The organism is Mucilaginibacter sp. McL0603 (genome assembly GCF_049992945.1).
Taxonomy (GTDB): domain Bacteria; phylum Bacteroidota; class Bacteroidia; order Sphingobacteriales; family Sphingobacteriaceae; genus Mucilaginibacter.
In genome coordinates, this window is sequence record NZ_CP188251.1 from 3604191 (window position 1) to 3629927 (window position 25737).

Consider the following 25737-nt stretch of genomic DNA (forward strand, 5'->3'; position numbering starts at 1 on the left):
TATCTAACTTATTTAGATTCTAATTCTTTAATTAATAACTGATTGGTTTTTTGCGGGTCTATCCTGCCTTTTGAGCGTTTCATTATTTCGCCCATAAACAAACCCAAAACGCCTTTTTTACCTTTCTGGTATTCCACTACCTTATCCGGAAACTTGGCGATGGCTTCATTTATAAACTGGTAAACGTCATCTGCATCAGCATTGATCAACAAATTCAATTCTTTAGCTAATTGCTCCGGTGATTTTGCCGGGTCATTTATTAAGGCCGGGAACAATTTTTGAGCAGCTACAGAATTGTTGATCTTACCTTTATCCACCAAGTCTATTAGTCCGGCTAAATTAGCGGGTTTAATAGCGAACTTTGTAATTTCTATGCCATTTTCATTCAGGTATGATTTTACTGTACCCATCATCCAGTTGGCGGCTGCTTTATAGTTACTGGTGTATTTTATCAGCTCCTCAAAATATAGGGCAAATTCTCTGTCAGCTGTTATAACTAAAGCATCATTAACAGGTAAGCCTAATTTTTCAGTGTATTTATTATAAAGTTCGTTGGGCAATACGGGAAGGCTTTCACGTATACCGTTAACATATTCTTTATTCAAAAATAATGGCTGAAGGTCTGGCTCAGGAAAATAGCGATAATCATTAGCCATTTCCTTTGATCTTAAAACTGACGTCTCACCGGTGTCAGCATTAAAATTTAAAGTATTTTGGTCTATATGACCACCATTTTCTATAATGTTAACCTGCCGTTCAAACTCATGGTCTATAGCTCGCTGTACGTTACGGATAGAATTAAGGTTTTTCACCTCGCAACGATTTCCGAATTCGGTTGCCCCCTTAAGTCGTACCGAAATATTGGCATCGCAACGCATGCTGCCTTCCTCCATGTTACCATCGCAGATATCCAGATAACGTAGCAACTTACGTATTTCAGTTAAGTATTGACCGGCTTCTTCACTGCTGCGCATATCCGGTTCAGATACGATCTCGATCAATGGCACTCCTGCCCTGTTCAGGTCGATGAGCGAATCTGCACGATGCTGGTCGTGCATACTTTTACCGGCATCATCTTCCATATGAATATGGTGAATAGCTATATTCTTTTGTGTACCGTCAGCCAATCGCACCAAAACATATCCTCCCAAACATATAGGCGCTTGATCTTGTGTGATCTGGTAGCCTTTGGGCAAATCCGCATAAAAATAATTCTTACGTGCGAAGGTGTTATGCAAGTTGATACTGCAATTACAGGCCAGGCCCATTTTTACAGCGTACTCTACCATACGCTTATTAATATATGGTAAAGTACCGGGATGCCCTAATGACACAGCGCTGATATGCTCATTCGGTCCGGCGCCAAAAGCGGCCGAATCTGATGAAAAGGCTTTGCTTAATGTAGATAATTGCGCGTGCACTTCCAGACCAACAACAAGCTCATATTTATCTTTCATCTTCCCGGATAGAATTGTCATATTTTATTATATACTTCGGCTGCTACGAGCCAAGCAGGTGCCAAATATAATAAAACTACCAAATACACAGGCTATAAAGTCTATCTTGTAATAACATACAACTAATTTAGAAAAATTAAAGCCCATCACTCCTATTTATTCCTTTAAACTGTTTAAAAGGCCATTTTGAAAAAGAGATACATTTAAACTAATATTTTAGTTGATAATTTGAGATACATTATTTAGCTTTGGGTAACTAAAAAGTTAATTATAAACCAACCACAAATATGAACATGGCACAGTATATCATAATGGTTAATCTATGCATAATTGTATTGCTTGGATTCTATGTTATATTTCTGAAGAAAGAAACATTTTTCCAGTTAAACAGGGCCTATTTATTATGCTCACTTGCAGCCTCTTTTATTTTACCAATAATCCAAACAGGCTGGGCAGAGCAGTTAAATATTACCCGACAACTAAAATACACCTTCCAGGCTGAGCCTATTACCATATTTGCAAATTCCCCTGCTGCCGGGAATCATATAACATTTAGTACTATAGTATTATTGGTATACCTGGCTGGCGTAGCCATTCTCTCTGCTATCCTGCTCATGAGGTTGTTGGCTGTCAGGCGGATGATAGTTTCTTCTGATACTTCATCATCTTATTCATTTTTCAAAAAAATATACCTGGGCAACAAATCAACAGACAAGCTCATTTACGAGCACGAAAAGATACATGCTGCCCAGTGGCACTCTGCTGATATTATATTGATGGAGATTGTGATAATTTTTAACTGGTTTAACCCAGCTGTGTATCTTTTCAGGAAAGAGTTGAAAAATGTACATGAATTTATTGCCGATGAAGGCGCATTAAAATCTGCCAACAGTAAAAAGGATTATGCGCTTCTATTACTTAGTCAAACGTTTGAAACACCAATAAATAATCTAGTTAACACATTTTTTAATCAAAATCTATTAAAACAACGAATTATGATGATCCAGAAAAATAAGTCACCAAAAAACGTATTGTTAAAATATTTACTTGCAGCACCATTATTTATGTTGATGATTATTTTATCCTCAGCAACGGTAAATAGTAAAACTTCAGGCGTTTTAGCGAACAATGAATTTCCGCAAAACAAACAGGGAAAGGTCTACACTGCTGTAGATAAAGTACCTTCTTTTCCGGGTGGAACGGATAAGTTTTACGCGTTTTTAAGAACAAATATCAAATACCCTGCAGAAATGCGTCAGAAAAAAATTGAGGGTAAAGTCTTCATAAGCTTCATAGTAGAAGAGGATGGCTCGTTAAGCAATATTAAAATACTTAAAGAGCCAGGTTATGGTTCGGGCAAAGAAGCTGCACGTGTCCTGGGTATGTCGCCAAAATGGGTACCCGGTATGCAAAAAAATCAAAAAGTCAGGGTGGCCTATACTATGCCAATTTCTTTTACACTGAAGGCATAACCATATAACATTAAAAAGCCTGTCTCATTTTCAGGATAAGACAGGCTTTAATATATTTCATTGGTCTTAAATAAAACTTTTCGCTTTTTCCAGAGCTTTATCTAACCCGCTAATATCTTTACCGCCAGCTGTAGCAAAAAACGGCTGACCACCACCGCCGCCCTGGATTTCTTTCGCCAGGTCGCGTACAATATTGCCTGCGTTCAAGCCTTTATCTTTTACCAGATTTTCGGAGATCATCACCGTAAGATTTGGCTTCCCGTCGAAATCGGCTGCCAGTACCAGGAAAAGATCAGATACTATATCTTTTAACTGATAAGCCAGATTCTTTACCGCATCTGCATTAGGCAAGGCTACCTTTTCAGCTATAAAGTTAATTCCGTTGATATTCTGAGCCTTTTTAGCCAGATCATTTTTCAGACCTGATGATTTTTCAAGTATCGATTTTTCAATCTCTTTTTTCAGCTTGTTATTTTCATCCAGCAAAGTCTCAACGCTCTTACCGATATTTTTCGGATTTTTAAGGAGTTCTTTTAGCTGATGGATCAGTTTGCTTTGCTCATTGATATAATTCTCGGCAGTGATACCGGTGATGGCTTCAATACGACGCACACCGGCAGCAACAGCACTTTCAGCAATAATCTTAAAATAACCGATATAGCCTGTTGCTTTTACATGAGTACCCCCGCAAAGCTCTTTTGAGAAATTATCGTCAAAAGTGATCACCCGCACATAGTCGCCATATTTTTCACCGAAAAGCGCAGTTACGCCACTATTAATGGCTAAGTTATATTTTACATTTCGTTCTTCCTTAAGCGGAATATTTTCGCGCACCTTTTGATTGACAATTGCCTCGATTTGTGCCAACTCATCATCACTTACTTTAGCAAAATGCGAAAAGTCGAACCGCAGATATTCGTCATTCACTAATGAACCCTTTTGATTTACATGACTACCCAATACCTGTTTCAAAGCAGCATGCAGCAAATGGGTAGCCGAATGGTTATTCATGATGCTGGCACGCCTTTGTGGATCAACAATAGCAGTCAACGCATCATCAATCGCTTCTTCTGAAGGCAATTTGTCAACAAAATGAACGAACAAGCCATTCTCCTTTTTGGTATCGGTTACGTTGATTACTTCTCCATCCGGGAAAACCAATTCGCCGGTATCCCCTACCTGTCCGCCGCTTTCAGCATAAAAAGGTGTTTTATCTAATACGATCTGGTATTGCTCTTTTCCCTTTGCGGTTACTTTACGGTATTTTATGATGTGGGCAATGGTTTCTGTTTCATCATAGCCGGTAAATTCAACAGCATCGTCTTCTTTTAAGGTGATCCAATCACCTGTATCAATAGCAGTGGCTGCGCGGGAGCGGGATTTTTGAGCTTGAAGAGCTTTTTCATAACCCGTTAAATCAACTGACCACTCTCTTTCTCTAGCCATTAATTCAGTTAAATCAATAGGAAACCCATATGTATCAGATAATTCGAATGCAATCTCGGCAGGTAGTTGTTTAGGATGATTTTTATCTATATAATTTTTCAATGCATTATATGCGTCATGATAATCAGTTTTATCGTTTATGACACGTTCTAATTCTTGAATAGAAAAACCTCCATTTATTGGTTTATCAATATAACTTGAAATAAACTGGGCTAAATTTAAAACTACAAAATTCGTGTTTATCAAGTAGTCGGCAGTATGGTAAGTTTGCTTTGATGTCTTATCCCCCGAGTCGGTCCCATAATTTACAACATCAATAGTTTTTATATTTTCCCAAGGAAGTTCGTATTGCTTATCCAAGAAGTCTCGAATCTCGTTAATGTAGTCTATATATCCCGTTAATATATTTATACCGTTCCCTAATGTTCTTAGAAATGCATTCTCTTCTTCCAAAACCACTTTCTGCACAAAATCCTTCTGAGAATACAATTCATCAAAAACACCCTTAAACTGATTAGCCAATAAAGGAACTAACTGATTTAGAAAAGGTTCCTTGAATCCCAAATACTGATAAGAATAGCGAACCGCTCTGCGTAAAATGCGACGGATAACATAACCTGCTTTGTTATTAGATGGTAGTTGGCCATCTGAAATAGCAAAACTGATAGCGCGGATATGATCAGCCATTACACGCATGGCTACAGCATCATTCCAACTGTCTTCGCCAGGGTTTGCATCGCTTTTATATTTTTTACCGCTTTTTTCAGCAATGAATTGGATCATCGGCTGAAAAACATCAGTATCGTAATTTGATGTTTTATTCTGCAACACCCTTACCAAACGCTCAAAGCCCATCCCGGTATCCACGTGCTTGGCAGGCAATGGTTGCAGTGATCCGTCTTTCAGGCGATTAAACTGCATGAATACATTGTTCCATATCTCAATCACTAAAGGATCATCGGCATTGACCAATGTTTTGCCATCAACTTTTTGGCGGTCGATATCCGGGCGACTATCATAATGTATCTCTGAGCAGGGACCGCATGGGCCAGTTTCGCCCATTTCCCAAAAGTTATCTTTTTTGTTGCCCATCAGGATACGGTCTTCAGCAATGTATAGCTTCCAGAAGTCGTATGCATCCTGATCTTTTGGTAAACCTTCCTTTTCGTCACCTTCAAAAATGGTAACATAAATGCGGTCTTTATCTATTTTATAAGCCTCGGTCAGCAGTTCCCAACTCCAGGCAATGGCTTCTTTTTTAAAGTAATCACCAAAACTCCAGTTGCCCAGCATCTCGAACATGGTATGGTGATAAGTATCGATACCAACCTCTTCTAAATCATTATGCTTGCCGGATACACGTAAACAGCGTTGTGTATCAGCCACGCGTGGGTATTTTGCAGGCGCTTCACCCAAAAAGATATCTTTAAACTGGTTCATCCCTGCATTGGTGAACATAAGTGTAGGATCGTTCTTAATCACAATAGGGGCTGAAGGCACAATTACATGTCCCTTTGAAGCAAAAAAATCAAGAAAAGCCTGGCGTATCTCTGTAGAAGTCATGGAATAAAAATAGAGTGCAAAGTTAATTATTCGTCTCAAAGTGCGAAAACAGCAAAACAAACAAGTTATCCATGTAAATGAGTGGATTATAGCCGTTAGTAACACCAAAACTTTTCCACACTTTTAATTTTTGCAGAACTTTATTAACGATTTCTTCGTTAAACAATCAATCGATAATTACTTTTGAAATATGCCTTATAAAGAGCACGAGATTAGTAAAATGTACTACACCATGGGTGAAGTGGCTGCGATTTTTGATGTAAATCAGTCACTCATACGGTTTTACGAAAAAGAATTTGATGTACTACAGCCTAAAAAAAATAAAAAGGGCAACCGTTATTTCACTCCCGAAGATATCGAGCATCTGCGCATTATTTTCCATTTGATAAGAGATAAAGGCTATACTATTAATGGCGCCAGGGAGCATTTGAAGAAAAATATAGATGCTTCAAGAGAAAGCCAACGCGTGATCGATTCTTTGGAAAGTATAAAAAGATTCCTGCTCGAGGTACGCGAACAGCTATAATTTCCATAAAAAACATATCTTTATTTTCAGAAATGTACGGTTAGTGCCGGACCTGAACCTGTAAGTAATTGCTATGATTGCCGAACATAAAGGCGAAATTCCTTTTGTTGTCTTACTTCTTCCCTTTCTGGCCGGAATTGGTCTGGGCATTTATTTTCCGGTATTCCCGCTTATTTTATTCGTTGAAATTGCCTTTTACAGCTTAGTATTTGTTTTTATTGTATTGAACCTGGCTTATAAACGGCTAGGCTTATATAAATTTAAATGGCTGGGCGGTGTATTGATGCATACTATTTTACTTCTACTTGGTTGGGTGGTCACGATAAATTATAATGAGTTAAACAATAAGGATCATTTCTCAAAATCTAAAGCCGATTACCTGGTGGTAAAGATCAGCAACGAGCCTAAATTATCAGGCGACCTGTTAAGATTTACTGCTTCTATTGAAGCAAATGTATTCATCCATAAACCTATTCCATCCAACGGCAATTTACTCATCACGATAAAGGATAGTACTGCTAAAACGCTCTATTACGGCGATGAATTATTGATTCCTGCCTCCTATCAAGCAATTGATCCGCCATTTAATCCTGCTGAGTTTAATTATAAAAAATACCTGGCCAACCAGAACATCCACTACCAGGAATTTCTGAGACATCACCAGTTCTATGTGTTGAGCAGGAATGCCGGCAATCCAATTATTGCCTATTCACTCAGGCTGAGGCAACAGCTAGTTGAAAAACTCAAACGGCACATGCATGATTCGGAGGCTATTGCAGTAGCGTCCACACTGATATTAGGATATAAAGCAGATCTGAGCAATGATGTATTACAGGCTTATTCTAAAACAGGCACCATCCATGTTCTTTCTGTTTCCGGTGCCCATGTAGCGATCTTATTTATTCTGCTCAGTTTGATATTGAGTTTCATGGATAGATTCAGGTATGGTAAAACGATCAAAGCCATCCTGATCATTCTAATTATCTGGTATTACTCTTTGCTTACTGGCTTCTCTCCTGCTGTTTGCCGTGCTGCGGTAATGATCTCAATGGTCATCATCGGCAAAACATATAGCAAGTACATCAATACATTAAATATACTGGCTATCTCAGCTTTCTTCTTACTTCTTTACGATCCATATTTTATAACTGATGTGGGTTTCCAGTTATCTTATCTTGCTGTAGCAGGCTTAATTATATTACAGCCAATAGTTTATAAATGGATTAATATTGAAAATAAATGGGGCGATAAATTATGGGCCTTGTGTTCTGTATCTATTGCGGCACAAGTTATCACTTTCCCTTTAAGCGTATTTTATTTTCATCAATTCCCTGTTTATTTTTTGATCAGCAATTTGTTTATTATCGTTCCTTCAGCTATCATCATGTATGCAGGTATTGGTTATTTGTTGCTGCCAGATATTCCTTTTGTTTCTTCGGCATTGGGATGGATATTGGAAAAGTCTATCCTGATAATGAACAAAGTATTGTCACTGATAGAACATTTTCCTTATTCAGGGATTAGTAAAATATGGATCACCAATTTTGAGTATTTATTGCTCTATGGTATCATTATCAGCGTATTTTATTTCTTGTATGAGCAAAAAGCATGGCTCATCAAATTGAGTTTAACCTTTACACTGTTATTGTCGATAGGCATCAGTTATGCAAAATGGGATAGCTTACAATCAGATAATATTGTATTCCTCAATTTAAAAAAACATACCGGAATTATATTTAAAACAGGAGAACAGGCAGTTGTACTATCAGATTTGGCAGATAGTGATAAAGCCTACCGATACTCTATTCAGCCTTATCTTGATAGCTGCAGTATTAATACTATTTACAAAGTAAGCCAGAAGAGTAACCTCAGCTTATCTTTTCTGATAAAAAGGGGCAACCTGGTTCAGTTCAGAAATAAAAAGCTGTTGATATTCGATAAACAATTACCGAAAGCCGCATTGCCGGAAAAAATAAAACTTGATTACCTGTTCATTACCGATAATCCTGATACAAATATCGATTTTTTAAATAAATATTATGACTACAAATTATTGATCATTGATAATAATAACTCCAACAAGCTGATCGCCAGGCTCGAAAACCAGGCCAGTGTGATGTATGTCAATTATAAAACATTGCCGGGTAACAAATCGTTGATTATTACGTCTAATTAAGAAATAATAAATTATTTGCATCTAAGGCAATTAGTATCTAAATTGTATTAATAAAAAACAAACTATGAAAGTTAAATTATTAAGTATTGCGCTCGGTATTGTTTTATCAGCAACCATTATGAGTGCCAGTGCACAAAAAACCTACACAGAAGGTGTAGTTACTTATAAAACAAGTATGCGTGGACAAGATGTTGAAATTAAAGAATATTTTACAGCCGATTCTGCTGCTGCGACATTTACAGCTGGTCCGGCTACCATCAAACTATTATCAGACGCAAATCATAAATCTTTTGCAATATTAGTAGACGTACCGGTAGCCTCTATAAAGAAAGCGGCTATTTATACACCTGATGAAGTTGAGCAGGTTATGAGCTCTCTTCCAAGCTTTACTTTTGCGCCAGGTACCGAAACCAAACAAATTTCGGGTTTCAATTGCAAAAAAGTAGTTGCAACAGATACTAAAGACAAAAAAACCTATGATATCTGGGTAACCAACGACATTACTGTACCTCCAACAGCCATACCGGAGTATTACAAAGCTATTGGCGGATTCCCTGTACAGTACACTTCATTCCAACAGGGACAGAGCACTGAAATCACAGTTTCAAGTGTTACTGATCAAAAAGCACCGGCAGGAACTTTCGGTATTCCGGCAGATTTTGATAAAATCAGCAAAGACGATCTGGCAGCAATGTCAGGAGGTCGTTAATAGTATGACATTAAATTAGAAAAGGCTTCCTGACAATCAGGAAGCCTTTTCTAATTTATATATGTTATGCTTCAGTTTAATTCGCCAATCTCGTTGTTCAACTGATCTACCCATTGTATAAATAACAGGCTTTCCATCTCAACGGCTTTGTTTGCATGAAACTCCCAATTTGGTGAAAAGCTCTTTAACTGGTTGATCATTTCTTCCAGATGCCCTTCTTCTTCCAAAATAATGGATTTAACGTTTACATTGCTCGATGCTTTCTCTAATTCATCCTGATAAATAGGGTAAAGTTCATCAGCACGTACTTCGATAGCATAGGTCACAAGTAAATAAGCGGCAAAGCGCAATTCTTTACCTTTCAGACCCAATTCCTTTTTTAGATATCTGCAGACATCCACATCTAATTGATTAAGGTAATATTTACTGCTTTTATGAGCTATTAAATAATCGTTAGCGTAGGTTGGGCAATTCTCTGATTTGATCTTTTCTATTTGTTTTTTCAGGTAGAAAGCATGGCGATGTTCTTCTGCAGCATGTTTTAAAATAATATAGGTGACGGTTTCCGGGTCTTCACTTGCAGATATCTTACGCGCACCAGTATTTTCCATTAACGACAGGGTATTTAACCAGCGCGCGTGCAGCTTATTATTATTAATTATAGTAGACAGTAGTTTATTGAATTCCATAGATTATACTTCGTCAAGTGCACTTTCAATTTTGCTGTAAATATAACTCAGCTGTTCGTCAGTAATGCAATAAGGGGGTAAAATGTATACGATATTTCCTAACGGACGCAGAATTACCCCTGCATCAAGGAAATACTTATAAAGTGTATCCCGAAGTGTGCTAAAATATGAGGTGTCAGAAGCTGTTTCCCACTCCATCGCAAGTATGGTACCAGTTTGTCGCGTTGTTCTGATACGCGGATGATCTTTTATTTTTAACGCAAATTGACGATGCCCAGTTGCTATCCGGTTGATGTTTTCTTTTGTAGAAGGCTCCAAAAATAAGTCTAAGCTCGCAAGTCCCGCTGAACAAGCCACAGGGTTAGCGGTATAAGAATGACCATGAAATAAGGTTTTTAAACGGTCATCTGATAAAAAGGCATCAAATATTTGTTGTGTACAAGTAGTTAACCCAAATGCCATAGTGCCACCTGTTAAACCTTTTGAGAAACACATGATATCCGGTGGTGTTGACACATGATCACAAGCAAATGGCTTTCCTGTGCGTCCGAATCCGGTAAATACCTCATCGGCAATGAGCAACACCTCTTCCTTCCGGCAATGAGACATTAGTTGATCAAGATATTCAGCCTCATACATCAGCATTCCTGCAGCGCCTTGTACCAAAGGTTCAAAAATAAAACAGGCTAATTCGGATTTGAGATTTGAGATTTGAGATTTGAGATTCTCTATGTTTGATGGATCAGGCAGATCAATAAACTCTACTTCAAATAACAAGCTATCAAATGCGGCAGTAAATGCGCTTCGGCCACTAACAGCCATCGCTCCAAAAGTATCGCCATGATAGGCATTTTTAAAAGCCAGAATTTTAGTGCGTTGCTTGCCCTGGTTATGCCAGTATTGCAAACACATTTTAATAGCTACTTCAACTGCTGTTGAACCATTATCAGAATAAAATGCTTTTTGTTGATTTGATGGAAGAATATTAAGCAAGCGCTCAGCCAGCTCAATTGCAGTTGGGTGCGTAAAACCTGCAAAAATAACATGCTCCAGTTTAATAAGTTGCTCAGCTACTTTCTGTGCAATATAAGGATGTGCATGCCCATGAATGTTCACCCACCAGGATGATACTGCATCAATATAACATTTGCCATCTTCATCATACAAGCACGCTCCCTCACCTCTTACAATAGGTATCGGTGGCAAGGCAGTTTTCATCTGTGTGTAAGGATGCCATATAACTTTCAGATCCCTTTCTACAAGACTCATATATTATTTGTTAGAAGTTTTACAACGTGTTGATCAATTGGGAAGGTGACATCACTTTCCTGCAACTTAGCCATATCTATCCATCTAAAAGATTGCAACACATCCCCTTCTCCGTCAAAATCAAACGGTAATGTTTTGAATACAAGATTTAATGCCGTGATATTTTTTACCAGGTAATATACGCTGATGATCTGCGAATCATTAAAAGCTGATTTAACATAAAAATCGGTAGTATAAAAATGGCTGACCACTTCAATTTCGGTATTGCATTCTTCAACAAATTCACGCTTCAGGCCGTCTATTAGCCCCTCCCCATACTCCAGCCCGCCGCCAGGGAATTTTGCGAACCGGATGCCATATTCCTGTTCATCACTTATCAATATTTCATTTCGGTCATTGATCAACAGACCATATACACGAACATTAAATTGATACATTATTCATAGTGTTTTTTGTTACGGATAACTTTTTGCAGTGTCCAGGTTATTTCTTCTCTTTTAGGTTCCGATCTTATAGGACAATTAGGCATACTGCAATAGTAGCAGCATTGAGGCACGCACGGATCGGTATGGATAAACAACTCCGTTTTAGTCACTTTGCTGTTAATTAATTCATCAACCAATTTAACTTCATTATGAACCTGTTTAAGATCGAAATAGTTAGGCAGAGTTAAATGGCAATCAATATGCAGATCATTGCCATATTTTTGTGCACGAAAGTTATGTATATCTATCCAGGGATCACGCCTTTGTTTATTTAATACTGCGACCACTTTTGTAACCATATCAAAATCAGCTTCATCCATCAAGCCTGAAACTGATCTGCGAACCAGTTTATAACTGCTATATAATATATATAAGGCTACCAGAATGGATAAAGCACTATCCAGCCAGAGTATTTTTGTAAAATGAATAAGTAGTAACCCCGCTACCAATGCAACACTAGTGACCATATCCGTCAACAGATGCCGGCCATCAGCTTCAACCGTCATAGAAGGTAAGGCTTTACCCTTGTGGATCATGTAATATCCTAATGCGCCATTTATTACACCTGTTACGCCAATGATTATTGCACCTGTTAACAGATCGTGTATCAAGGTAGGATAAAAAAATCCATAAACAGACTTAATAATGATAGTGATAGCAGCAATACCAATCAGCGCGCCTTCAATAAACACCGAAAAGTATTCCACCTTACCATGCCCATACGGATGATTTTCGTCGCGAGGTTGTGAAGCCAGGTAGATGCTGAAAAAAGCGAAGGAACTTGCGATCACATTAACGATACTTTCTGCAGCGTCTGTTAATACAAAAGTTGATGCTGTTAAAAAATAAGCCCCGAATTTCGCCATCATCAGTACTGTGCCTGTTATGAGCGATATTAAAATAATCCTTTTCTGTTCCTTCAAAATATGCTGAATTTGCGGGCAAATTTATGAATAACAACGAGTATCTGCTGCCCCATTAAATTTAAAATCTTACTACGAGCAGTATAAAAAATTAAAGGCTTAAGACTTTGAACTTTAGACTAACGACTTATCACATATTTTCTATATTTGCCGCCATAAGAAAAAAAGTTTATTATGAGCGCATTAAGTAACAGGATCAACAACCTTGCAGAGTCAGCAACCATTAAAATGGCCAAATTAGGCCGTGAGCTTGCTGCAAAAGGTGTTGACGTGATCAGCCTAAGTTTTGGCGAACCCGATTTTCATACTCCTGAATATGTTAAGGAAGCGGCTAAAAAGGCCATGGATGAAAATTTCACTTATTACACACCCGTATCAGGTTATCCTGAATTACGAAAGGCGATCTCTGCTAAGCTTAAAAATGAAAATGGCCTGGATTATGATTTCAGCCAGATCGTAGTATCTACAGGTGCAAAACAAGCTATTGCTAATGCAGTGCTGTGTCTTGTAAACCCTGGCGAAGAAGTGATCATCCCTACTCCATACTGGGTCTCTTACTCAGAAGTAGTAAAATTAGCCGAAGGTAAAAGTGTGTTTGTTAATGCACCGGTTGAGCAGGATTTTAAAATAACACCAGAACAATTAGAGGCAGCTATTACGCCAAATTCAAAATTGTTCATGTTTTCATCACCTTGTAATCCAACTGGCAGTGTTTACAGCAAAAGCGAACTGGAAGGATTAGCAAAAGTGTTTGAAAAACATCCTCATGTTTATATCCTATCCGACGAAATTTATGAGCACATCAATTTTGTAGACAAACACGAATCAATAGCTCAGTTTGAAAGCATTAAAGATCGTGTGATCATCATCAATGGTTTCTCAAAAGCCTTTGCGATGACAGGTTGGAGAATTGGCTATACAGCATCAAATAAAGAAATTGCCGCTGCATGTGACAAAATGCAGGGACAGATCACTTCTGGCACTTGTTCAATCACTCAAAAAGCCGGCGTTGCTGCAAGTGAAGGCGGTTTAGAAAGTGTTTTAAAGATGCGTGAGCAATTCAGAAAACGCCGTGATCTTGTTTATGGGCTGTTAAAAGAAATTGATGGTATAAAAGTAAACTTGCCAGATGGCGCATTTTACTTTTTTCCTAATGTGACCTCATTCTTCGGGAAGAGCTACAATGGCAAAACTATCAATGATGCTGATGAATTAAGCATTTACCTATTGGAAGAAGCGCACGTGGCTACTGTAGGTGGTGATTCATTCGGAGATACCAAATCTATTCGTTTATCATACGCTGCAGCCGAAGATAAACTGGTAGAGGCCATGAAACGCATTAAAGAAGCTTTAGGAAAACTTAAATAAGAAAATCATTAATTACTAAAAAGCCCTTCACGAAAGTCGTGAAGGGCTTTTTAGTATAAGAGTAGATTTGTTTACAAACCAAATCCATAAGCTATACGCAACCCTACCAGCCCGTAGCTATTACCCTGACCTGAATAGTTTTCATATCGTACCCCTACATCCCATGATTTACAGGCATAGCCAACACCAGGAGAAAGTATTAGTTTAGTGTCCTTTTCTAACCCAGCTGTCCGATCACCACTAAAATCGCCAAATGCAGATGTTTCAAATCCCGCTCCTGCTTCGCCGCTTACATATACATTTGGAGCAAAAAATGCTTTAACGCCTGCTTTAACGGGGATCATTCCTAATGACTTATATTTTATACCGCCCAAATCAGGAATACTTTTCCCAAAGAAGTTATAATAGCCAGATGTAAGCATTAAGGCTACATTTTTGCTTGCATCGTATTGCAGGCGTGCAGTACCGCCTAATTCGAAATTGGAGATATCATGTGCATTTCCAGTTGGAATACCACCTTCTATTCCGATTCCCAGGCGCCATGCACTTGGTGGAGTAGTTTGTGCTTTTGCATTCGTGGTAAACAATATAGCTAAGGCCGCTACAGCAATAGCTATCATTTTTTTCGTGTTTTTCATTGTTGTTGTGTTCTTTTAGTTAACAAATAATGGTTTATGTATCCCCACTTAAACAAATATTTTGCCATTATACAACCCAATATATTTAACAGAACACTTTTATCATGGATTATTAACATTTGTTAGCAGCCTAAAATATTGGCCGTCAGTAATTTTTAACCGGCTATTCTGAGCGAGAATTTTTATGAAAATATGCTATTAAAATTTCCTTAAAAGCTGACCCAAATAGTCAATTTTGTAGCTTTTAAGGAAATTTTCGGCCTGTTTGTAAGGCATTATTATGAATAACCAAAGATGAGCCAATGAAGATTGCATAAAGAAGGCCCCGACATCAGGGCCTTCTTTTATACCTCATGATCGCGATCGGGATCAGGTTTATAGTTTTTCTCTAGTTCAGCAAGTGCTTTCTTACCATAAGCGGCTTTTGTGATCAGGTAAAACAGGACGGGCACTATAAATATAGCCAGCGAGGTTGCGGCAAGCATGCCTCCAAAAACCGTCCAGCCTATTGTTTGTCTTGCATTTGCACCTGCACCTGTTGCAACCAGCAAAGGTCCAACACCCAATATAAAAGCCATTGAGGTCATGATAATCGGTCGTAAACGTAAACGGACTGCTTCCAGGGTAGCGTGTTCCAATGGGATGCCCCTATCTACACGTTCTTTAGCAAACTCTACAATCAGGATGGCATTTTTAGCTGCCAAACCGATTAACGTGATCAAACCGATCTGCGCATAAATATTATCATCAAGACCAGGTTTGAACGTCAAAAACAATATCGCTCCAAACGCACCAAGGGGTACTGCTAATAATACGGAGAATGGTACCGACCAGCTTTCGTATAAGGCTGCTAAAAACAGAAACACGAAGCCAATTGATAACATGAAGATGTAAACTGTTTTTGAGCCCGATAATATCTCTTCGCGGCTTAAACCGGAAAACTCATAGCCAAATCCCTCGGGAAGTGTTTTTGCTGCTACCTCCTGCAAGGCTCGTATGGCATCACCGCTGCTAAACCCTTTGGCCGGGTTTCCGTCAATTTCAGCAGAACGGAACAAATTATAATGCGATATTAAAGGCGCATTTTGAATCATTTTATAGGATGTAAGCGTACTTAACGGCACCATACCGCCAGCCTTATTACGGACAAAATACTGCCCCAAATCCTTAATGTTGGTACGATAATTCGTATCAGCTTGTGCTACTACGTGAAAATTTCTGCCATAAATGGTAAAATCATTTACGAAAGTACTTCCCATGTACGTTTGAAGCGCATTATTTATATCTGATATCTGAACACCAAGTTTTTTTGCCTTTTCGCGGTCAATAGTTAACTGGTATGCAGGAGTACGTGCGGTGAAAAATGAAAATGCTTTTGAAATTTCTTTTCTCTTGCTTACTTCTGCAATAAAATTCTGGAGTACTTTTTCAAAAGTAGCTATGTCTCCTCCTGCCTGTTTTTGTTCTAATATGAACGAGAAACCTGCTGTGCTACCTAAGCCTGGTATTGCCGGTGGCGGAATTACAACCACGTTTGCTTCCTTATACCTGGCGAAAGCTTTTTGTATTTTAGCAACCACTGCAAAAACCTGGTGTGCCGCTCCCGGACGCTGATCCCATGGTTTAAGCTGACAAAATATGGTACCACTGTTAGACTTACTTGCAAAACTCACCGCATTCAATCCGCCTAAGGCAGCATAGTGAGCTATTTCAGGTATGCTATCAAGCGTCTTCATCATTTCGCGTAGCCGCGTAACACTTCTTTGTGTTGACGATGCTTCAGGTAGGTCATAAGTTACATAGACACGTCCATCATCCTCAGTGGGAATGAATCCCGTTGGCTTTTGTTTGAATAACAGTATAGCTCCTACAATAATGCATACTAATAAGATAATAACGAATTTTGAGTTTTTAATGCCCTTATCAACTGTATTTCTATATCTCCCCGTTACCCTGGTAAACCATTCATTAAATCTAAAGAAGAACCAATTCAGGCCTTTGGATTTGTTATCGATTTTATGAGGACGTAACAATAATGTACAAAGTGCAGGTGTTAATGATAAAGCCACAAAAGCTGAAATCAGAACCGATATGGCGATAGTAATAGCGAATTGCTGATAAAGGCGCCCTACTATGCCCGGTATAAAGCCCACAGGTACGAACACCGCAGCCAATATCAATGCGATTGCAATTACCGGCGCCGATATATCTGCCATGGCATGGCTCGTGGCTTCCTTCGCTGACATATTATCCTCATCCATGTAATGCTGTACTGCTTCAACCACCACAATGGCATCATCCACCACTATACCTATAGCAAGCACGAAACCAAATAAGGTTAAAGTGTTAATAGTAAAATGCAGCGGTATAAAGAATATGAATGTTCCTATAATAGACACGGGAATAGCCAGTACAGGTATCAGCGTTGTACGCCAGCTTTGCAGGAACAGGAATACTACGATAATAACCAGTACCAACGCAATTAAAAGGGTGACTATAACTTCATGTACAGATACTTTTACTACCGTCACCGCCTCGAATGGAACTACATAATCCACATCTACCGGAAATGCTTTTTTAAGTTCATTCATGGTAGCATATACGTTTTCAGCAGTTTCCAGTGCATTACTGTTTGGTGCCTGGTAAACTAACAGGTAGGATGCTCTTTTACCATCAACAAATGAATTACCTGCATAGTTGAATTTACCTAATTCAACACGGGCAACATCTTTTAAATGTACTATTGCACCGGTACCAGGCTGTGTTCTTACTATAATATTGGCAAATTCTTCCGGTTTACTTAACCTTCCGTTTGCCAATATGGAATATTCAAAACTTTGTGTTTTTTCCTGGGGTGTTGAGCCGACAGATCCAGCCGCCACCTGTGCATTCTGCTCCTGGATAGCATTGGTTACATCAGCTGCGGTCATTCCCAAAGCCGCAAGTTTATCAGGTTTAAGCCAAATACGCATACTAAAATCATCAGCACGTGTAAATACATCACCTACACCTTTAGCACGTAATAGGGCATCACGTACAAAAACATTGGTATAATTATCTAAAAATGGGACGTTATGTGATCCTTTTGGCGCAAAAATAGCCACCAGCATCAAAATACTTGGATTACGTTTGCGAGTAATAATACCTAATCGCTGTACTTCCTGTGGTAAAGTTGGCGTGGCAATACTTACACGATTTTGAACGTCAAGTGTGGCTATATTAATATCTGTGCCAACCTCAAAATTTGCAGTAATAGTTACCTGGCCATTGCTCGTGCTATTACTTTGCAAATAAGTCATACCTGGCGTTCCGTTAACCTGTACTTCTATGGGAGTTGCCACAGTTTGTTCAACAGTTTGAGCATCGGCACCAATATATGTACCGGTTATACTTACTGTTGGTGGTGTTATCTCCGGATATTGCCCTATTGAAAGGCTACTGATAGCTAATATACCGACTACAACTATTACTAATGAAATAACAATGGCTGTGACGGGTCTTTTTATAAAGGTATCTGCAATCATTCTTTTTATTTTTTAGAAAAAGCCTGTGTTATTTCCCCTGCTTTGCTTGTCCGGGCGCTTGTTGGGCCGCCGGATTACCCAAGGCAATTTTACCCCCATCGCGTAAGCGTTGGAAACCATCTGTTATCACCTTATCTCCCTCATTTATACCTGATAAGATCACTACATTAGTACCAATAATTGGCCCCAATTTTACTTTATGTTGTTTTGCAATAGTGTCAAGGCTTACAAAAACAAAATTCTCGCCCATTTGCTCACTTACAGCTTTAGTCGGAATGATGATCCTGTTACCCGATTGTTCATTCAACACCTTTACCACACAACTCATCCCGTCTTTTAGAATATTGCTTTCATTTGGAAATTGAACCCTCACTGTAATAGTACCAGTTTGATTATTTACCCCACGGTCAATAGCCAAAACTTTACCTGGTTTATTGTAAGTAGTAGCACCATCTGTTAACTGCAGTTTAAAAGTTGAGTCTGTACCTCGCTTTTGCAAATTATAAAACCGGTCGATATCCTGCTCATTGATCACAACATCAACTCCTATCGGATGTTCACTCGATATAGTATTCAACAATGTCGTACCCGGACTAACCTGGGCACCTAATTTTACCTGTGATATGCCTATTCTTCCGGTAAAAGGTGCTGTTATAATAGAATAAGACAAATCAGTTTTTGCCGATAAAACGCCTGCTTTTGCAACTGCAACCTGGCTTTTGTTAGTTTCATAAGCTGCAACTGCCTGGTCAACAGTCTGACGAGCCACTGCGTCTTCCTTTTGCAGATAAGTATAACGATCTACATCTTTTTGGGCTTTTACAAGGTTTGCCTCTGCACTTGAAACATTAGCTACTGCCTGATCATAAGCTGCTATATATTTACGACGATCTATCTCATACAACTCCTTGCCCTTTGGCACTACTTCACCTTCCTTAAAAAATATGCCGGTAATAAAGCCCGAAACCTGGCTGCGCAATTCAACTGAATTTAATGCCACAACTGTTCCCTGGTATTGATCATAATAAATAGCCTCGGCTTTTTTTGCCTCAATAACACTTACAGGAGTTGGCGGCAACGCAGCGTTTTGTTTTGCAGGCCTGCTGCATGATGTCCATGCCAGTAATGCTACCGGGCCTATCCAAAATATGTATTTATTCTTCATGAGTGTGATATTCAGTTTTGTTGTACAGTTAGAGTGCCTAATGCTTTTTGCAGGTCGATCTTACTCGACAGTAATTGGAATAAGGCATTATAATAATTCAGTTCAGCAGTTCTAAGATCTGATTGGGCTACAGTTACATCCAGAAAAGTTTTAATGCCTTCCCTGTATTGCAGACTTACAACGTGATAAACATCCTTTGCCAGTCCAACATTCTGTTTAAGGAACTCCCAATTAGTATAATTGCTTTTGTAACTCGCCAGTGCCTGTATATATTCAGTATTAATTGTATTGCGAGAATTAACAATATCGAGATCAGCCCGATTAACCTGAAGACGTGCTTTACTTAGATTCTCCAATCGTTTATTTCCCTGAAAAATTGGAATCGCAAGGGTCAACCCCACGTATGCATTAGGAAATGACTTATTATATAGACCGGAGAAACTACTACTATAATAATACCAATCGTAGACACCTGTTGCAGATATAGATGGTAAGAAACCCCATTTATAATAACTCACATTAACATTCTGCAGGCTTTTTTGTGTTTGAAGTAACTGATATTCTATACGGTTGTTAACATCAAGCTTTTGATTAGTATCAATGATTGCCTCGGTTTCATAACGTGCAGAATCATAACTAAGGGTCAATTCATTATTAGGGTTTACACCCATAATCTGTTTCAAATAAGCTACTTTGCTTTTGATGGCCTCTTGAGTTTGTTTATACAGAGCTAATGAATTATTTAATGCAATGGTAGCTTGTTTATAGTCGGTTTTATCAACTACACCGGCCTGATACTGCGAATTAGCATCCCTGAGGCTTCTCCTCAATCTTATAATATCTTCATTTAATATGTCCAGCTGCTTTTGAGATAATAAAACATCAAAAAATGCTTTGCTAACATCTGATACCACATTGATCTGGCTGCTCAGTGTATTTTGCTTATAATATAGCCGTGAGTATTTAGCAGCTTTGGCAGCCTGTAGCACGTCATTATTATAGATAACCTGATTGGCTTGTAAACCAAGAGTCGATGCATTGTCTATGGTTGCATTAGATGTGGCAAGACCCGTATTAGGTATTAAGGGTGTCCCTTTAAAATAATAGTCATAAAGACCAGAGCCGCTTATCTGGGGCAACCAGGATGAAAGACTGATCCTGATATCGCGTTCATTTATCGCTTCATCAATTGAAGCTTGTCTTACTACAGGTTGATTACGAAGTGCAAAGTCAACACATTGCCTTAAAGTGACTACTTTTACAGACGTATCGGCATTTGTTTGAGCAGAAACGATTGAGGGGAAATACAGAAGAAAACCAGACAGTAAGTAAAGTATTTTTCTCATAGAATGGTAAGGTGCGTATTAAACAATACAAATTAATGCAATGGTTCCTATAAATTTCAATAAATTTACAGCCGAAAGCGAATATGGCATAATTATAAACAAAAGTAAACTATCAACAGCATTTTTACTTTAATCATCATTAAATCATTCGTTTGAACACTGTTTTTTTCGTTTTTTTAAAAAAATGAAAAATTGTGACACGAATTAAATAAAAAATTTAATTAATTTGCCTTATGAGAATTTACATTACCACTAAAGTGTAATATAAAGATTTTCAGTGATCTAACATTTAAGTCATAACTTGTTCATGATATTTTTACAAAAAATTAAAACAAGGCTAATACATGGGTAAAAAACTACATGATAAAATTGCGTTGTTTAAAGACGCAGAAATGGCGAGGGAAAGAGGAGTCTATCCTTTTTTCAGGCCTATTGAATCCGGACAGGATACCGAAGTAATTATCGATGGAAAGCGCGTATTGATGTTTGGCTCAAATTCCTATTTGGGATTAACCAATCATCCTAAAATTAAAGAAGCTTCGAAAAAGGCCATTGATAAATACGGCACCGGTTGTGCCGGATCAAGATTTTTAAATGGAACACTTGACATTCATATTGAATTAGAGCAAAGACTGGCTAAATATGTTGGCAAAGAAGCCTCAGTTCTTTTTAGCACTGGTTTCCAGGTAAATCTTGGTGTATTATCATGCATAACAGGCCGTAATGATTATTTAATATTGGATGAATATGACCATGCCTCATTAATTGATGGCAGCCGGCTTTCATTTTCAAGAGTAATCAAATATGCCCATAATGACATGGATGACCTGAGGCGTAAACTAAGCATTTTGCCTGAGGAAGCAGTAAAGGTTATTGCCGTTGATGGTATTTTCAGCATGGAGGGTGACATTGTAAAGTTGCCTGAAATTGTTGAACTGGCTGAAGAATTCGGTGCCAATATCATGGTTGACGATGCACATAGCCTGGGCGTTATTGGTGTTAAAGGTGCAGGTACTGCATCCCACTTCAACTTAACAGATGATGTTGACTTAATTATGGGTACATTCAGTAAGTCCCTGGCATCATTAGGTGGTTTCATAGCTGCTGATTTTGCTACTATTGATTATCTGAAACACCGTGCACGTTCATTAATGTTCAGTGCAAGTATGCCTCCGGGTGCCGTAGCCAGCGTTATTGCAGCTTTGGATATCATTGAATCAGAACCTGAAAGAATAGCTAAGTTATGGGAGAATACCAATTATGCCCATAAACTATTAGTTGATGAAGGCTTTGATCTCGGACCAACAGAAAGTCCGATCCTTCCAATCTACGTGCGTGACAATGAAAAAACCTTCCTCGTAACAAAATACCTGCAAAATTCAGGCGTATTCGTAAACCCTGTAGTATCACCTGCAGTTCCATCCGACTCATCTTTACTTCGTTTTTCATTAATGGCAACACATACTTTTGCCCAAATAGAAGAAGCGATAGATAAAATAAACAAAGTGTTTAAAGAAGTTGGCGTTGCAATGATCAAAGAAAATATATAAGATTATTCCCCGGTAAAATCATTATCGGGGAATATTTTTATCCCCTATTTAACAAACCTCACTCTAATGAAAAAAATAGTTCCGGTTAGTAATAAAAAAGAACTGGCTAAATTTATCGATTTTCCTCACGATCTCTATAAGGACGATCAAAACTACGTACCGGAATTATTTATTGCACAAAGGGATATTTTAACCACCCACCCTTTTCACAAGCATTCATCATTACAAACTTTTTTGGCATATGATGGTGATAAAATTGTCGGGCGAATAGCCGCTATATATAATACTAACCATAATAAGTTTAACAATGTAAACGATGGTTTTTTTGGATTTTTTGATTGTGTAAATGATCAGGAAGTTGCAAATCTTTTATTTGCAGAAGTCACTAAATGGTTAGCAGAAAAGAAAGTATCTAAAATTGTTGGCCCCGTAAATCCATCAACCAATGAAACCTGCGGCTTGCTGGTAAAAGGCTTTGATAGCCCACCGATGGTAATGATGACCTACAATCAAGCTTACTATGTAGACCTGCTTGAGAAAGCCGGATTTACCAAGCAAGTTGACCTATTGGCATGGCGTTGGGGGAAAGATGATTATAATGACAAATCTGTTCAGTTACTTGATAAGTTGCAGGAGCGTTTAAAACGTAGCGACGTAACTATCAGAAAAGTCAATTTGAAAAAATTTAAAGAAGAAGCCGACGCGCTGCGTGAAGTATACAATACTGCATGGGACAAAAACATGGGCTTCTTCCCTATGACAAATGAGGAATTTGACTATACTGCCAAGGATTTGAAGATGATCCTTGACCCTGATTTTTGCCTGCTTGCCGAGCAACACGGAAAAATAGTTGGCTTTGGAGTAGCTATACCTGATATTAACCAGATACTGAAAAAAATAAAAAGAGGCCGTCTTCTTCCTACAGGTCTGTTTAAGCTTTTATTTGGCAAGAGCAAAATTAAGGGTATAAGGATTATGCTCTTGGGCGTAGTTGATGGTTACCGAAAAATGGGTATCGAGGCCGTTTTATACGGTAATATAATTAAAGAATACCGCAGAAAAGGTCTTGAATATGCAGAAGCATCATGGACTTTAGAAAATAATGACATGGTAAACCGTGCTATTGAAGCCATAGGCGGAAATCAATATAAAACATACAGGATATACGAAAAAGCTCTTTAAAAGGTATAAGTATCGCCCCACCTGTATTTCTGAAGAATCTAATCTTATCTATCAAAGCTGACCAAAATAAAAAACTGACAATTTTCATATTTTGGTCAACTTTGTAAAAATCGCGCCTTATTTGCTGAAAAATTCAGTTCTTTGGGCAGTTATTAGCAATCAAATGGCTATTGCCATAAATTAATAAATAAAAACAGAAATGAAAAGCAACATTCAACCTGCTGAAGGTAAACTAGGTATTTTGATTCCTGGTTTAGGAGCAGTAGCTACTACATTGATCGCCGGTGTTGAAGCCGTAAAAAAGGGTTTATCACAGCCAATCGGTTCACTTACACAAATGGGCCATATACGTTTAGGTAAAAGAACGGATAATCGTAACCCAAAGATTAAAGATTTTGTACCAATTGCAGATTTCAAAGATATCGTTTTTGGTGGTTGGGACGTATATGAAGACAATGTGTATGAAGCTGCGATGAAAGCTAAAGTACTTGAGCCTGGTTTATTGAATGCGATCAAGACCGAACTGGAAAATGTGGTTCCAATGAAAGCCGCTTTTGATAAAAACTATGCAAAAAACCTGGTAGCTACTAATGTCAAAACAGGTACACGGTATGAGTTGGCTCAGGCTGTAATGGCTGATATCAAAAACTTCAAGGATAAGAACAATTGCAGCAGAATAGTTTTGGTATGGTGCGGTTCAACTGAAATATATTATGAAGCTTCTGATATTCATCAGACCCTTGCAAAATTTGAACAAGCTTTGTTAGATGATGATAAACGTATATCACCAAGTATGATATATGCCTATTCGGCACTAAAAATGGGTATCCCTTTTGCAAATGGCGCTCCTAACTTAACTGTTGATATACCAGCCATGGTTGAACTGGCTAAACTAACTGAAACCCCTATTGCCGGTAAAGATTTCAAAACTGGGCAAACTTTAATGAAAACGATATTGGCTCCTGGTTTAGCTGCACGTTCATTAGGAGTAAAAGGATGGTTCTCAACAAATATATTGGGCAATCGTGATGGTTTAGTATTGGATGACCCAGATAATTTCAAAACAAAAGAAGTTTCCAAACTAGGCGTACTTGAAGATATTTTAAAGCCTGAAGACAATCCTGAATTATATGGAGATCTTTATCATAAAATACGTATTGATTATTATCCACCACATGGTGATAATAAAGAAAGCTGGGATAACATCGACATTTTTGGTTGGTTAGGATACAAAATGCAAATCAAGATCAATTTCCTTTGCCGGGATTCAATTTTAGCTGCTCCTATTGCATTGGATCTGGCTTTATTCAGCGATCTGGCAAAAAGAGCTCAAATGAGTGGTGTACAAGAATGGCTATCATTCTATCTTAAGTCGCCACAAACTGCGCCAGGCCTGCATCCTGAAAATGACATATTTAAACAATTGATGAAACTGCAAAATACACTTCGCCACATGATGGGTGAAGATTTGATCACTCATCTTGGCTTAGATTATTACCAGGATTTGGTTGAATCGTTATAATGCTTTTTCATAAACTGATTTCCACCAGCCTTGGCATAGGCTATATTGGTAAAGGAGCAGGCACGGTTGCAGCCGTTGCCTGCTCTATTTGTTGGTACCTAGCCTGGCAAAACGGTTATCAGCTAGTCCCCTCTCTTATAGCTACTGCAGTAATCACACTACTTGGTATATGGTCGTCTGGAGTTGTTTCAACAATATGGGGTAAGGATCCAGCCCGGGTGGTAATTGATGAAGTCTCCGGTATGTGTATCAGCCTGCTTTTTGTGCCAGTATCCATAAAATACGTTGTATGTGCACTTATCCTGTTCCGCTTTTTTGATATTGTAAAGCCTCTTTATATCCGGAAACTGGAAAAATTCCCCGGCGGTTGGGGAATTATGCTTGATGACGTTCTGGCCGGTTTATATGCTAATATATTGCTACAAATTATCTTGTGGTTTAAACTTTTTTAAGCCAGAACAAAATAAAGATATTTATTAATCGTTTGATTAATTTTGACTTTTTGACCACAATAGTCTGACTGGAATTTTTCTATTTTTGCGCAGTATAACAAGCTTGTTAAACTTCTGCTATAATTTCAATCGGACAGTAAAAATTCGGGCAGAAAAGGAAGTAATTGTTGGAACTAAAATAATAACACTGTTATTTAAATATTAAAACATTATTACAACAACTAATTGAAATTGTATAACGTAAATTTTTAAAGGAGTTGTATCAATATTACATA

Annotated in this window: 19 protein-coding genes; 9 read left to right on the forward strand and 10 right to left on the reverse strand. The window is 38.2% G+C overall.

The genetic code is table 11. From position 1 onward, the window contains the following. Nucleotides 1–8 precede the first annotated feature (8 nt). Nucleotides 9–1478 carry an Asp-tRNA(Asn)/Glu-tRNA(Gln) amidotransferase subunit GatB gene (gene gatB / locus ACPPVU_RS16550; protein WP_426667634.1) on the reverse strand — a complete coding sequence of 490 codons (1470 nt, stop codon included), beginning with the start codon at nt 1476–1478 and terminating at the stop codon, nt 9–11. Between the two features lie 266 nt (nt 1479–1744). Between gatB and ACPPVU_RS16555 the strand changes: the two genes are divergently transcribed. Next, complete coding sequence (locus ACPPVU_RS16555; protein WP_426667635.1) at nt 1745–2929, forward strand: M56 family metallopeptidase; 1185 nt, start codon at nt 1745–1747, stop codon at nt 2927–2929. 66 nt (nt 2930–2995) lie between these two features. Here the strand turns inward: ACPPVU_RS16555 and alaS are convergent, their stop codons facing one another. After that, nucleotides 2996–5938: an alanine--tRNA ligase gene (gene alaS / locus ACPPVU_RS16560; protein WP_426667636.1), complete on the reverse strand. Its 2943-nt coding sequence runs from the start codon at nt 5936–5938 to the stop codon at nt 2996–2998. A 190-nt stretch (nt 5939–6128) separates the two neighbouring features. Between alaS and ACPPVU_RS16565 the strand changes: the two genes are divergently transcribed. From ACPPVU_RS16565 to ACPPVU_RS16575, 3 genes are all read left to right on the forward strand, one after another. Continuing rightward, the gene (locus ACPPVU_RS16565) at nt 6129–6464 is read left to right on the forward strand and encodes a MerR family transcriptional regulator (RefSeq protein WP_426667637.1); all 336 of its coding nucleotides are present in this window, start codon (nt 6129–6131) and stop codon (nt 6462–6464) included. 73 nt (nt 6465–6537) lie between these two features. Further along, nucleotides 6538–8640 (forward strand): ComEC/Rec2 family competence protein, encoded by a 2103-nt coding sequence (locus ACPPVU_RS16570; protein ID WP_426667638.1) that lies wholly within the window; start codon nt 6538–6540, stop codon nt 8638–8640. A gap of 64 nt (nt 8641–8704) precedes the next feature. Continuing rightward, entirely contained in the window at nt 8705–9349 is a 645-nt protein-coding gene (locus ACPPVU_RS16575; RefSeq protein ID WP_426667639.1) for a hypothetical protein, read from the forward strand. 71 nt (nt 9350–9420) lie between these two features. Here the strand turns inward: ACPPVU_RS16575 and ACPPVU_RS16580 are convergent, their stop codons facing one another. From ACPPVU_RS16580 to ACPPVU_RS16595, 4 genes are read right to left on the reverse strand one after another with little or no spacing between them, the layout of a single operon-like run. After that, entirely contained in the window at nt 9421–10038 is a 618-nt protein-coding gene (locus tag ACPPVU_RS16580; protein ID WP_426667640.1) for a hypothetical protein, read from the reverse strand. Nucleotides 10039–10041: 3 nt separating this feature from the next. Next, entirely contained in the window at nt 10042–11307 is a 1266-nt protein-coding gene (gene bioA / locus ACPPVU_RS16585) for an adenosylmethionine--8-amino-7-oxononanoate transaminase (protein WP_426667641.1), read from the reverse strand. Further along, a complete protein-coding gene (locus ACPPVU_RS16590; protein ID WP_426667642.1) occupies nt 11304–11744 on the reverse strand; it encodes an NUDIX domain-containing protein in 441 nt (146 codons plus the stop codon). Before ACPPVU_RS16590 ends, bioA begins: the two co-directional genes overlap by 4 nt. Further along, nucleotides 11744–12715, reverse strand: coding sequence for a cation diffusion facilitator family transporter (locus ACPPVU_RS16595; RefSeq protein ID WP_426667643.1), 972 nt, complete (start codon nt 12713–12715; stop codon nt 11744–11746). The genes ACPPVU_RS16590 and ACPPVU_RS16595 overlap by 1 nt, the downstream gene beginning before the upstream one ends. 174 nt (nt 12716–12889) lie before the next feature. Between ACPPVU_RS16595 and ACPPVU_RS16600 the strand changes: the two genes are divergently transcribed. Continuing rightward, complete coding sequence (locus ACPPVU_RS16600) at nt 12890–14083, forward strand: pyridoxal phosphate-dependent aminotransferase (protein WP_426667644.1); 1194 nt, start codon at nt 12890–12892, stop codon at nt 14081–14083. Nucleotides 14084–14154: 71 nt separating this feature from the next. Here the strand turns inward: ACPPVU_RS16600 and ACPPVU_RS16605 are convergent, their stop codons facing one another. The 4 genes from ACPPVU_RS16605 to ACPPVU_RS16620 all read right to left on the reverse strand — a co-directional run bounded on the left by ACPPVU_RS16605 (nt 14155) and on the right by ACPPVU_RS16620 (nt 20756). Further along, the gene (locus tag ACPPVU_RS16605) at nt 14155–14721 is read right to left on the reverse strand and encodes a hypothetical protein (protein ID WP_426667645.1); all 567 of its coding nucleotides are present in this window, start codon (nt 14719–14721) and stop codon (nt 14155–14157) included. A 344-nt stretch (nt 14722–15065) separates the two neighbouring features. Beyond that, nucleotides 15066–18245, reverse strand: a complete 3180-nt coding sequence (locus tag ACPPVU_RS16610) for an efflux RND transporter permease subunit (protein WP_426667646.1) — start codon at nt 18243–18245, stop codon at nt 15066–15068. A 28-nt stretch (nt 18246–18273) separates the two neighbouring features. Beyond that, on the reverse strand, nt 18274–19410 hold the full coding sequence (locus ACPPVU_RS16615; protein ID WP_426667647.1) for an efflux RND transporter periplasmic adaptor subunit: 1137 nt from the start codon (nt 19408–19410) through the stop codon (nt 18274–18276). Between the two features lie 11 nt (nt 19411–19421). After that, on the reverse strand, nt 19422–20756 hold the full coding sequence (locus ACPPVU_RS16620) for a TolC family protein (protein ID WP_426667648.1): 1335 nt from the start codon (nt 20754–20756) through the stop codon (nt 19422–19424). Nucleotides 20757–21100: 344 nt separating this feature from the next. Between ACPPVU_RS16620 and spt the strand changes: the two genes are divergently transcribed. The 4 genes from spt to ACPPVU_RS16640 all read left to right on the forward strand — a co-directional run bounded on the left by spt (nt 21101) and on the right by ACPPVU_RS16640 (nt 25462). Continuing rightward, nucleotides 21101–22306 carry a serine palmitoyltransferase gene (gene spt / locus ACPPVU_RS16625; RefSeq protein ID WP_426667649.1) on the forward strand — a complete coding sequence of 402 codons (1206 nt, stop codon included), beginning with the start codon at nt 21101–21103 and terminating at the stop codon, nt 22304–22306. 66 nt (nt 22307–22372) lie between these two features. Then, nucleotides 22373–23488 carry a hypothetical protein gene (locus ACPPVU_RS16630; protein WP_426667650.1) on the forward strand — a complete coding sequence of 372 codons (1116 nt, stop codon included), beginning with the start codon at nt 22373–22375 and terminating at the stop codon, nt 23486–23488. A gap of 199 nt (nt 23489–23687) precedes the next feature. Then, entirely contained in the window at nt 23688–25010 is a 1323-nt protein-coding gene (locus tag ACPPVU_RS16635; protein ID WP_426667651.1) for an inositol-3-phosphate synthase, read from the forward strand. Next, a complete protein-coding gene (locus tag ACPPVU_RS16640) occupies nt 25010–25462 on the forward strand; it encodes a phosphatidylglycerophosphatase A family protein (protein WP_426667652.1) in 453 nt (150 codons plus the stop codon). Before ACPPVU_RS16635 ends, ACPPVU_RS16640 begins: the two co-directional genes overlap by 1 nt. Nucleotides 25463–25737: the final 275 nt, after the last annotated feature.

Coding starts and splice junctions, on each gene's coding strand:
- gatB (WP_426667634.1), bottom strand. CDS start 1,478: ATGACAATTCTATCCGGGAAGATGAAAGATAAATATGAGCTTGTTGTT.
- ACPPVU_RS16555 (WP_426667635.1), top strand. CDS start 1,745: ATGAACATGGCACAGTATATCATAATGGTTAATCTATGCATAATTGTA.
- alaS (WP_426667636.1), bottom strand. CDS start 5,938: ATGACTTCTACAGAGATACGCCAGGCTTTTCTTGATTTTTTTGCTTCA.
- ACPPVU_RS16565 (WP_426667637.1), top strand. CDS start 6,129: ATGCCTTATAAAGAGCACGAGATTAGTAAAATGTACTACACCATGGGT.
- ACPPVU_RS16570 (WP_426667638.1), top strand. CDS start 6,538: ATGATTGCCGAACATAAAGGCGAAATTCCTTTTGTTGTCTTACTTCTT.
- ACPPVU_RS16575 (WP_426667639.1), top strand. CDS start 8,705: ATGAAAGTTAAATTATTAAGTATTGCGCTCGGTATTGTTTTATCAGCA.
- ACPPVU_RS16580 (WP_426667640.1), bottom strand. CDS start 10,038: ATGGAATTCAATAAACTACTGTCTACTATAATTAATAATAATAAGCTG.
- bioA (WP_426667641.1), bottom strand. CDS start 11,307: ATGAGTCTTGTAGAAAGGGATCTGAAAGTTATATGGCATCCTTACACA.
- ACPPVU_RS16590 (WP_426667642.1), bottom strand. CDS start 11,744: ATGTATCAATTTAATGTTCGTGTATATGGTCTGTTGATCAATGACCGA.
- ACPPVU_RS16600 (WP_426667644.1), top strand. CDS start 12,890: ATGAGCGCATTAAGTAACAGGATCAACAACCTTGCAGAGTCAGCAACC.
- ACPPVU_RS16605 (WP_426667645.1), bottom strand. CDS start 14,721: ATGAAAAACACGAAAAAAATGATAGCTATTGCTGTAGCGGCCTTAGCT.
- ACPPVU_RS16610 (WP_426667646.1), bottom strand. CDS start 18,245: ATGATTGCAGATACCTTTATAAAAAGACCCGTCACAGCCATTGTTATT.
- ACPPVU_RS16615 (WP_426667647.1), bottom strand. CDS start 19,410: ATGAAGAATAAATACATATTTTGGATAGGCCCGGTAGCATTACTGGCA.
- ACPPVU_RS16620 (WP_426667648.1), bottom strand. CDS start 20,756: ATGAGAAAAATACTTTACTTACTGTCTGGTTTTCTTCTGTATTTCCCC.
- spt (WP_426667649.1), top strand. CDS start 21,101: ATGGGTAAAAAACTACATGATAAAATTGCGTTGTTTAAAGACGCAGAA.
- ACPPVU_RS16630 (WP_426667650.1), top strand. CDS start 22,373: ATGAAAAAAATAGTTCCGGTTAGTAATAAAAAAGAACTGGCTAAATTT.
- ACPPVU_RS16635 (WP_426667651.1), top strand. CDS start 23,688: ATGAAAAGCAACATTCAACCTGCTGAAGGTAAACTAGGTATTTTGATT.
- ACPPVU_RS16640 (WP_426667652.1), top strand. CDS start 25,010: ATGCTTTTTCATAAACTGATTTCCACCAGCCTTGGCATAGGCTATATT.